At 36.7% G+C, this 8,407-nt stretch carries 10 protein-coding genes; 3 read left to right on the forward strand and 7 right to left on the reverse strand.

From position 1 onward, the window contains the following. Nucleotides 1-240: 240 nt before the first annotated feature. The gene (gene gmhB, locus DV417_RS09175; protein ID WP_118777459.1) at nt 241-795 is read right to left on the reverse strand and encodes a D-glycero-beta-D-manno-heptose 1,7-bisphosphate 7-phosphatase; all 555 of its coding nucleotides are present in this window, start codon (nt 793-795) and stop codon (nt 241-243) included. A 175-nt stretch (nt 796-970) separates the two neighbouring features. Between gmhB and metN the strand changes: the two genes are divergently transcribed. From metN to DV417_RS09190, 3 genes are read left to right on the forward strand one after another with little or no spacing between them, the layout of a single operon-like run. Next, the gene (gene metN, locus DV417_RS09180) at nt 971-2,008 is read left to right on the forward strand and encodes a methionine ABC transporter ATP-binding protein MetN (RefSeq protein WP_118879461.1); all 1,038 of its coding nucleotides are present in this window, start codon (nt 971-973) and stop codon (nt 2,006-2,008) included. Further along, a complete protein-coding gene (locus DV417_RS09185; protein ID WP_118879462.1) occupies nt 1,998-2,687 on the forward strand; it encodes a methionine ABC transporter permease in 690 nt (229 codons plus the stop codon). Before metN ends, DV417_RS09185 begins: the two co-directional genes overlap by 11 nt. Before the next feature lie 38 nt (nt 2,688-2,725). Continuing rightward, a complete protein-coding gene (locus DV417_RS09190) occupies nt 2,726-3,547 on the forward strand; it encodes a MetQ/NlpA family lipoprotein (protein WP_118879463.1) in 822 nt (273 codons plus the stop codon). Nucleotides 3,548-3,736: 189 nt separating this feature from the next. Here DV417_RS09190 and nusG read toward each other — a convergent pair whose 3' ends face one another. The 6 genes from nusG to DV417_RS09700 form a co-directional block, all read right to left on the reverse strand. Further along, nucleotides 3,737-4,294: a transcription termination/antitermination protein NusG gene (gene nusG, locus DV417_RS09195; RefSeq protein ID WP_005628071.1), complete on the reverse strand. Its 558-nt coding sequence runs from the start codon at nt 4,292-4,294 to the stop codon at nt 3,737-3,739. 1 nt (nt 4,295) lies between these two features. Continuing rightward, nucleotides 4,296-4,712 (reverse strand): preprotein translocase subunit SecE, encoded by a 417-nt coding sequence (secE, locus tag DV417_RS09200; protein ID WP_118879464.1) that lies wholly within the window; start codon nt 4,710-4,712, stop codon nt 4,296-4,298. A gap of 139 nt (nt 4,713-4,851) precedes the next feature. After that, complete coding sequence (gene clpX / locus DV417_RS09205) at nt 4,852-6,093, reverse strand: ATP-dependent protease ATP-binding subunit ClpX (protein ID WP_118879465.1); 1,242 nt, start codon at nt 6,091-6,093, stop codon at nt 4,852-4,854. 8 nt (nt 6,094-6,101) lie between these two features. Next, the gene (clpP, locus tag DV417_RS09210; protein ID WP_258183412.1) at nt 6,102-6,713 is read right to left on the reverse strand and encodes an ATP-dependent Clp endopeptidase proteolytic subunit ClpP; all 612 of its coding nucleotides are present in this window, start codon (nt 6,711-6,713) and stop codon (nt 6,102-6,104) included. A gap of 96 nt (nt 6,714-6,809) precedes the next feature. Next, nucleotides 6,810-8,108, reverse strand: a complete 1,299-nt coding sequence (gene tig / locus DV417_RS09215; RefSeq protein ID WP_118879466.1) for a trigger factor — start codon at nt 8,106-8,108, stop codon at nt 6,810-6,812. Nucleotides 8,109-8,340: 232 nt separating this feature from the next. Continuing rightward, on the reverse strand, nt 8,341-8,407 hold a 67-nt coding region (locus DV417_RS09700; RefSeq protein ID WP_080265453.1), incomplete at its 5' end, for an EF-Tu C-terminal domain-related protein.

Consider the following 8,407-nt stretch of genomic DNA (forward strand, 5'->3'; position numbering starts at 1 on the left):
ATTAAAATATTTTAAAACAAGTCAATCAACAAGTGCCCACACAGATTGTCTGATACATTGTTAAAGAGCAAAAAACAACGACGCACGTGGAAACTTAAATACTTCACAACAGTGCGTCGTTGTGTGCCGTGCATTATAGGGATTTTAAAAACCCTTGCAAGTACTTTTTGTAAAAATATTTAAAAAAATGATCTTTTGATTAAAGCGCAAGCGATTAGAACAAAATATAGATATTTTGAGCTATTTTTTTAATCGTTTTAAAATTCTAGGAAGATCAACGATAGAATCTAACACATAATCTGCTACTCTCTCGCCGTCCTCTGTTACTGGTTTACCTGTACGAACTAATACGTTCATTTTCACCTTCGCGCCAATTCCCGCTTTTAGATCTTCAACTTTATCTCCAACCATAATAGATTGCGTAGGATCGATCTTTAATTCTTTGATCGCTTGCAATAACATTCCAGATTTAGGTTTCCGGCAATCACAGTCTTCTTTATATTCGCCTTTTCCCTCGGGATGATGTGGACAATAGTAAATACCATCCAAATCCACATCTTGTTCAGCCAATGACCAATCCATCCATTCTGTTAACTGTAAAAACTGCTCTTCAGAAAAATAACCACGCGCAATTCCAGATTGATTGGTAACCAACACCAACATATATCCCATTTTCTTTAATTCTCGCAATGCATCAATCGCACCATCAATAAACTTAAAGTTATCAATTTCGTGTACATAACCGTAATCAATATTTAACGTGCCATCGCGATCTAAAAAAATAGCTTTATTCATTCTCTTACCTTTCATATGTATCAAATTGACGAAAATTATCTATTTAATCCAGGCAATTAGCAAATATAACTCATAACCAATCTGTCTAAAAAAGATAATCTGACATATTGACATAGCAATCTAGACGTCTAGAATACCGAAACAGATTTAAAAATAGCAAATAAAAAGGGCTTATATGGTTAAGCTAAGCAATATAACGAAGATTTTTGAGCTGCCTAGCAAGAAATTGACTGCGCTTGATAATGTCTCATTAAACATCGAAAAAGGTCAAATTTGTGGCGTAATTGGTGCATCTGGTGCAGGAAAAAGTACATTAATTCGCTGTGTGAACTTATTAGAAAAACCAACAAGTGGTTCCGTTATTGTTGATGGTGTAGAATTAACAGGACTTTCTGATCGTGAATTAGTACGTGCTCGTCGTCAAATCGGAATGATTTTTCAGCATTTCAATTTACTAAGTTCTCGCACTGTATTTGAAAACGTGGCATTACCTTTAGAATTGGAAGGTAAGCCAAAAGTAAAAATCCAAGAAAAAATCACCGCACTTTTAGAACTTGTTGGTTTAAGTGAAAAACGTGATGCTTATCCAAGTAATCTTTCTGGCGGGCAAAAACAACGTGTAGCCATTGCACGCGCCTTAGCGAGCGATCCAAAAGTCTTATTATGTGATGAAGCCACTAGCGCATTAGATCCTGCAACGACACAATCTATTCTGAAATTATTAAAAGAAATTAACCGTACTTTAGGTATTACGATTTTGTTGATTACTCATGAAATGGAAGTTGTTAAACAGATTTGTGATCAAGTTGCCGTAATTGATCAAGGTCGCCTAGTTGAACAAGGTACTGTCGGTGAAATTTTTGCAAATCCTAAAACAGAATTAGCACAAGAGTTTATTCGTTCGACCTTCCACATTAGTCTACCTGATGAATATTTGGAAAATCTTACTGATACGCCTAAACACAGCAAAGCGTATCCAATTATCAAATTTGAGTTTACGGGTCGCTCAGTCGATGCACCGTTACTTTCTCAGGCATCAAAAAAATTTGGTGTGGAGCTCAGTATCTTAACCTCACAAATTGATTATGCTGGAGGCGTGAAATTTGGTTATACCATTGCTGAAGTAGAAGGCGATGAAGATGCCATTACACAAACCAAAGTTTATTTAATGGAAAACAACGTGCGCGTGGAGGTGCTAGGTTATGTTCAATGATTTCTTGGCAACATTCAGCCAGCAATTAACACCTCAAATGTGGGGTGTTGTCGCAACAGCAACTTATGAAACAATTTATATCAGCTTTGCATCTACTTTACTTGCCGTAGTAGTCGGCGTGCCTGTTGGCGTATGGACTTTCTTAACTGGAAAAAATGAGATTTTACAAAATAACCGCACTCATTTCGTATTAAACACAATTATTAATATTGGGCGTTCCATTCCATTTATTATTTTGCTCTTAATCTTATTACCTCTAACACGTTTTATCGTAGGAACCGTATTAGGTACAACGGCAGCAATTATTCCATTAAGCATTTGTGCGATGCCATTCGTTGCTCGCTTAACTGCTAATGCACTAATGGAAATTCCAAATGGTTTAACTGAAGCTGCTCAAGCAATGGGGGCAACTAAATGGCAGATTGTTCGTAAATTCTATTTGCCAGAAGCACTACCTACACTCATTAATGGCATCACGCTCACTCTAGTCACTTTAGTTGGCTACTCTGCAATGGCGGGAACACAAGGCGGCGGTGGCTTAGGTAGCCTCGCTATCAACTACGGCGTATATCGCAATATGCCTTATGTCACTTGGGTGGCAACCATTATTATTGTGCTATTCGTTATGATTAGCCAAAAACTCGGCGATACACTGGCTAAAAAAGTGGATCATCGTTAATTAAACACAACTCTTAACTTAAACAGGAAGGAAATCCTATGAAATTAAAACAACTTTTTGCAATCACTGCAATCGCATCAGCTCTCGTTTTAACAGGCTGTAAAGAAGACAAAAAACCTGAAGCTGCAGCTGCACCACTTAAAATCAAAGTCGGTGTAATGTCTGGTCCTGAGCACCAAGTTGCAGAAATTGCAGCAAAAGTCGCTAAAGAAAAATATGGTTTAGACGTTCAATTCGTTGAATTCAATGACTACGCATTACCAAATGAAGCTGTATCTAAAGGTGATTTAGATGCAAATGCAATGCAACATAAACCTTATTTAGATGAAGATGCAAAAGCGAAAAATTTAAATAACTTAGTCATTGTGGGTAATACTTTCGTCTATCCATTAGCGGGTTATTCTAAAAAAATCAAAAATGTGAATGAATTACAAGAAGGTGCTAAAGTTGTTGTTCCTAACGATCCAACAAACCGTGGTCGTGCATTAATTCTTCTTGAAAAACAAGGTTTAATCCAATTAAAAGATACAAATAACCTTCTTTCAACTGTATTAGATATTGTTGAAAATCCGAAAAAATTAAACATCACTGAAGTAGATACTTCTGTTGCGGCACGTGCATTAGACGATGTTGATTTAGCTGTAGTAAACAATACTTATGCAGGTCAAGTAGGCTTAAATGCCCAAGATAACGGTGTATTTGTAGAAGATAAAGATTCTCCATATGTGAACATTATCGTTTCTCGTACCGATAACAAAGACAGCAAAACTGTTCAAGATTTCGTAAAATCTTACCAAACAGAAGAAGTTTACCAAGAAGCTAAAAAACACTTCAAAGATGGTGTTGTAAAAGGTTGGTAATTTCTACCGCGCTTTAATGCATTACTAAATCCCTTGCTGAGCAAGGGATTTTTTATATCTTATCTTCTACGACCAATTAATTTCCTAAAATTAAAGATCACACAAGTAACAATACCTTGATAAATTCAAGGCATGAAAAAACCGCACTATAGAAGTGCGGTAATTTTTTTAATTATCCTTAATCAAGGATTAATGTATTTTTTCTACTTGACCAAATTCTAGTTCAACTGGTGTTGCACGACCAAAGATTGATACAGAAACTTTTAAGCGACCTTTTTCATAATCCACTTCTTCTACTGTACCATTAAAGTCTGCAAATGGACCTTCCGCCACACGAACTTCTTCACCAGGATGATACTCATTGCGGTGACGTGGTTTATCTGTGGTTTGTTCTAGACGGTTTAAAATAGTATCGGCTTCTCGTTTAGAAATTGGCGCAGGTTTATCAGGTGTACCACCAATGAATCCCATAACACGCGGAACACTTTTCACCAAATGCCATGTTTCATCATTCATTTCCATTTCTACGAGCACATAGCCAGGGAAAAACTTACGTTCGCTTTTACGACGTTTACCTGCAACATTCTCAACAACTTCTTCAGTTGGAACTAATACTTCACCAAATTGGTCTTCCATTTGTTGCTGTTTAATGTATTCACGCAAAGTTAAAGCCACTCGGCTTTCAAAACCAGAAAACGCCTGTAATACATACCAACGTTTTTTTGATACAGTTGTTTCTTCAGTCATTTTAGAATCTCAAATCAGTTAAGAAATTAATTACTGTGACAATAATCGAATCTGTCGCCCAGAAAAATAAGGATGCAATGATTGTTACCCCAATTACGATTAATGTAGTTTGACGCGCTTCTTGGCGACTTGGCCATACCACTTTTTGCGCTTCTATTTTTGAATCTTTAAAGAATGTACGAGCTTTTGTACCTTGATTAGTAATTGCTGCAAATACAAAAGCAATCACTAACGCAATGACTACACCCACTACACGAATAGGTAATGAATATACTTTTTGGAAATAAACATTACCAATTGCAGCTGCCGCAAAAAAGACTGCGGCTAAAATCCAAAGAAGGGTATTTAATCCTTTAGATTTACCTTCTACCACCGTTTCTGGTGCATTTTTCTTTTTATCAACAATTTCAGTTGCCATAAATTGAATCCGTTATTTACTTAGGAAAATAAGAATAAAGTTATAAGAACGTGCGATTGTAGCATTTTCTTTTCGCCTTGCCTATTGAAAATCATCAAGCAAAATAGAAAACATAAGGAAAAACAACCGCACTTTTCTATTAAGAATGATATTCTAATTTTGGAGCAGTATTATCTACAATGGTACGTTCATCCACGACTACTTTACGTAAATTTTCGATAGATGGTAAATCATACATCGTATCAAGCAATACAGCCTCTACAATAGAACGTAAACCACGTGCACCAGTTTTTCTTTCAAGCGCTTTCTTCGCCATTGCTTTTAAAGCTTCTGGAGTGAATTCTAACTCCACATTTTCAAGTCCAAATAAAGCTTGATATTGTTTAGTTAAGGCATTTTTAGGCTGTGTAAGAATTTGCACAAGGGCCTCTTCATCTAATTCACTTAGTGGAGAAATCATAGGTAAACGCCCAATAAATTCCGGAATTAAACCAAACTTCATTAAATCATCTGGTTCTACTTGACGGAATAATTCAGAAAGAGACTTTTCCTCTTGATCCTTTTCTACTTTCGCACTAAAACCGATACTCGTACTTGTTTGTGTACGTTTACTGATAATTTTATCTAATCCCGCAAATGCGCCACCGCAGATAAAGAGAATTTTTGACGTATCCAATTTCACCATTTCTTGCTGCGGATGTTTACGACCGCCTTGAGGTGGAATAGATGCTACAGTACCTTCAATGAGTTTTAACAAAGCTTGTTGCACACCTTCACCAGATACATCTCGAGTAATTGATGCGCCCTCCGATTTACGGCTAATTTTATCAATTTCATCAATATAGATAATGCCTTGCTCCGCTTTTTCAGTATTATACTCACAATTTTGTAAAAGCTTTTGCAGGACATTTTCTACATCTTCCCCCACGTAGCCAGCTTCTGTTAATGTCGTTGCGTCAGCCATCGCAAACGGCACATTTAAGCGACGAGCTAATGTTTGAGCAAGCAATGTTTTACCACTACCCGTTGGTCCAATAAGCAAGATATTACTTTTGCCAAGCTCAACATCGTTATTTTCATGATTAGTTCGTAAGCGTTTATAATGATTGTAAACTGCGACAGAAAGCACTTTTTTCGCATAATCTTGGCCAATAACATAATCATCTAGATGAGCGCGAATTTCATGAGGAGTAGGTAATTTCTCCTCATTTTCTGCCGCACTTTCGTCTACACTTTCATCATTACTTTCTTCAAGCATTGAATGACAAAGTTCAATACACTCATTACAAATATAGCCGTCTGTACCAGCTATTAATTTATCTACTTCGCCTTTTTCTTTTCCGCAAAAAGAGCAATGTAAATCTTTATCTTTGTCTGACATGTGTTTCCTTAACGTTTAATTAAAACTTCATCAACTAAACCATATGCTTTTGCTTCTTCAGCTGACATAAAGTTATCGCGATCTGTATCTTTCTCAATTCGTTCGATACTTTGCCCAGTATGGAATGCTAGACGATCGTTTAAGGTGTGTTTAATTTTCAAAATTTCTTGTGCATGAATTTGAATATCCGATGCTTGACCACGGAAACCGCCCAAAGGTTGGTGAATCATCACACGCGCATTTGGTAACGCTGCTCGTTTGCCAGCGGTTCCGCCAGCAAGCAAGAATGCGCCCATTGAGCATGCCTGACCGATACAAAGTGTACGAATATCAGGCTTAATAAATTGCATTGTGTCGTAAATAGCCATACCTGCGGTCACAGAACCACCGGGAGAGTTGATATAGATATTGATATCTTTAGTTGGATCTTCAGACTCTAAAAAAAGCAGCTGAGCCACAATGAGATTAGCCATACGATCTTCCACTTCACCACTTAGGAAAATCACACGCTCTTTTAATAAACGGGAATAAATGTCGTATGAACGCTCGCCACGCGAAGTCTGTTCAACAACCATAGGAATTACACTCATTTTCTTACCTTTTTCACTAAAATTGCTAATTATTTTACTCTAAATAACCTACAAATAAAAATGCGGTCGCTTTTGTTAAAAAGAGCGACCGCACTTTTATTCAATCATAACGATATTAATTAATCATTATGCTTGTGGATTCATAATTTCATCAAACGAAGAAACTTTTTCAGTAACTTGAGCTTTAGCAAGTACTGCATCCACTGCTTGTTCTTCTAATACTACATTACGAATATTGTTCATTAACTCTTCGTTTTTGCTATAGTATTCAACAACCTCAGCAGGTTGCTCGTAAGCTGATGCAATATCTGCAATCATTGCTTTAGCGCGTTCTTCATCAGCTTTTAATTCATTAGATTTAATCACTTCAGAGAATAATAAACCTACTTGAACACGACGAGTTGCTTCCGCTTCAAATAATTCACGTGGTAACTGTGCAGCTTGTTGTGCATTACCGCCAAAACGTTGAGCCGCTTGATTGCGTAATACATTAATTTCTTCTTCTACTGCAGAAGCTGGAACTTCAATTGGATTTTGTTCAATTAAACCGTTGATTACTTGTTGTTTAACACGTGAAACTAATGCATTTTTCAATTCACGTTCCATATTCTTACGAATTTCTACTCGTAAATCTGCAACAGATTTAGTACTCGGACCGAACTTAGCTACAAACTCATCTGTTAACTCAGGTAGTACCATGTTTTCTACTTTTTTCAAGGTGATTGCAAATTTTGCCGCCTTACCTTTTAAGTTTTCTGCATGGTATTCAGCAGGGAAAGTTACATTAATATCGAATTGCTCACCTGCTTTATGGCCTACGATACCATCTTCAAAACCAGGAATCATACGACCTTGTCCCATAAATAATACGAAGTCAGATGCTTTACCACCTTCAAACTCTTCGCCATCTACAGAACCAAAAAAATCAATAGTTACGCGATCATCTGCTTTTGCTGCAGAGTCGGTTTCTGCCCAAGTTGCTTGTTGTTTACGTAACACATCAACCATTTTATCAATATCAGCTTCTGTGATTTCAACAGTTGGTTTTTCAACTTTAATATTCTCTAAACCTTGTAACTTAACTTCTGGATAAACTTCAAAAGTTGCGGTGAAAACTAGATCTTTACCTTCTTCAAAAGTTTCAATACCAAAAGTTGGACGACCTGCAATATTGATCTTTTCTGCAATCACGGCATCAAAAAAATGACGTGGTAATAAATCGTTTAATACATCTTGACGAATTGATGCACCGAAACGTTGTTCGATAATATGAGCAGGAACATGGCCTTTACGGAAACCATCTACGCGCACATTTTTTGATGCGCGTTTAAATTCTTCACGAACTGCTTTAGATACAGTTTCAGCTGGAACGGTGATCGCTACACGGCGTTCTAAACCTTGAGTTGTTTCAATATTTAATGACATTTGTTACCTCAATTAATTTGCACTCGGTAAAAATCCACACCGAACACGTTTGTTAAATAAAATAAGACGCTCAATTATAACGAAAGAAATGTAACCAGTCGATAAAATACTGATTAAAAAATCACATTTTGATAACTTTTAAATATCACCTATAAACAAAAAGCGCGGAGAATTTTCCCCGCACTTTTCTTTTGTCTTCTTTCTGTCTCTAAGACATTTAAGAATCCATCAATTATTTGATGATTTTCGCTACAACACCAGCACCTACTGTACGGCCACCTTCACGGATTGCGAAACGT

The organism is Haemophilus haemolyticus, assembly GCF_003490935.1.
Lineage (GTDB): Bacteria > Pseudomonadota > Gammaproteobacteria > Enterobacterales > Pasteurellaceae > Haemophilus > Haemophilus haemolyticus_M.

What these genes read in the sequence shown, in the direction of transcription:
- gmhB (WP_118777459.1), bottom strand. Translation starts at nt 795, where the DNA reads ATGAATAAAGCTATTTTTTTAGATCGCGATGGCACGTTAAATATTGAT.
- metN (WP_118879461.1), top strand. Translation starts at nt 971, where the DNA reads ATGGTTAAGCTAAGCAATATAACGAAGATTTTTGAGCTGCCTAGCAAG.
- DV417_RS09185 (WP_118879462.1), top strand. Translation starts at nt 1,998, where the DNA reads ATGTTCAATGATTTCTTGGCAACATTCAGCCAGCAATTAACACCTCAA.
- DV417_RS09190 (WP_118879463.1), top strand. Translation starts at nt 2,726, where the DNA reads ATGAAATTAAAACAACTTTTTGCAATCACTGCAATCGCATCAGCTCTC.
- nusG (WP_005628071.1), bottom strand. Translation starts at nt 4,294, where the DNA reads ATGACTGAAGAAACAACTGTATCAAAAAAACGTTGGTATGTATTACAG.
- secE (WP_118879464.1), bottom strand. Translation starts at nt 4,712, where the DNA reads ATGGCAACTGAAATTGTTGATAAAAAGAAAAATGCACCAGAAACGGTG.
- clpX (WP_118879465.1), bottom strand. Translation starts at nt 6,093, where the DNA reads ATGTCAGACAAAGATAAAGATTTACATTGCTCTTTTTGCGGAAAAGAA.
- tig (WP_118879466.1), bottom strand. Translation starts at nt 8,108, where the DNA reads ATGTCATTAAATATTGAAACAACTCAAGGTTTAGAACGCCGTGTAGCG.